This window comes from Pseudomonas sp. NPDC087817, assembly GCF_044742875.1.
Lineage (GTDB): Bacteria > Pseudomonadota > Gammaproteobacteria > Pseudomonadales > Pseudomonadaceae > Aquipseudomonas.
The window spans coordinates 1-1,018 of sequence record NZ_JBIUVJ010000190.1; the positions used below are offsets into that span (position 1 = coordinate 1).

Sequence of the window (1,018 nt, forward strand, 5' to 3'; positions counted from 1 at the left end):
CCCACGAGAGCTGGATGCATTTTTCCGGGTTGTGGCGGATTTCGCTGATGTTGCGGCAGTTGTCCAGGTGCACGACCATGCCTTTGCCCGCCGACAGATGCCCGACAATCGGGTCGCCCGGGATCGGCGTACAACATTTGGCGTAGCTGAGAACCAGACCTTCGGTGCCGCGAATCGCCAGCGGGCCTTCCGGACTCGGCAGTTGTTCGCCTTCACCGAGCAAGCGGCGGGCGACGACGTAGGCCATGCGATTGCCCAGACCAATGTCTTCGAGCAGGTCTTCAATCAGTTCGAGGCGGTACTCGGTGAGCATCGCTTTGACGCGTTCGGCCGGGATCTTCTCCAGCGCGCTGTCGAAACCGTTGAGGACCTTGTTCAGCAGGCGTTCGCCGAGGCTGATGGATTCCGAGCGGCGTTGCAGTTTCAGCGCATGGCGAATGTGCGTTCGCGCCTTGCCGGTGACGACGAAGTTGAGCCAGGCCGGGTTCGGTCGTGCACCGGGGGCGCTGACGATCTCGACCGTGGAGCCGCTTTGCAGCGGTTCGGACAGCGGTGCGAGGCGGCGGTTGATCCGGCAGGCGATACAGCTGTTGCCGACGTCGGTGTGCACCGCGTAGGCGAAGTCGACCGCCGTGGAGCCTTTTGGCAGCTCCATGATCCGGCCTTTGGGCGTGAACACGTAGACCTCGTCCGGGAACAGGTCGATCTTCACGCTCTCGATGAATTCCAGCGAGTTGCCGGCACGTTGCTGCATTTCCAGCACGCCTTTGACCCACTGGCGGGCGCGCGCGTGAGTGCCTTTCGGCTGCTCGTCACCGCTGGATTTGTACAGCCAATGAGCGGCAATGCCGTTGTTGGCCATCTCTTCCATTTCGCGGGTGCGGATCTGGATCTCGATCGGTACGCCGTGCATGCCGAACACCGTGGTGTGCAGCGACTGAGAGCCTTTGGCCTTGGGAATCGCGATGTAGTCCTTGAAGCGTCCCGGCATCGGTTTGTACAAATTATGCACAGCGCC

Annotated in this window: 1 protein-coding gene; it reads right to left on the reverse strand. The window is 61.8% G+C overall.

Features of this window, described 5'->3' with window-relative positions; translation table 11 throughout:
- On the reverse strand, positions 1 to 1,018 hold a 1,018-nt coding region (locus ACIONG_RS30630; RefSeq protein ID WP_401304785.1), incomplete at both ends, for a RelA/SpoT family protein.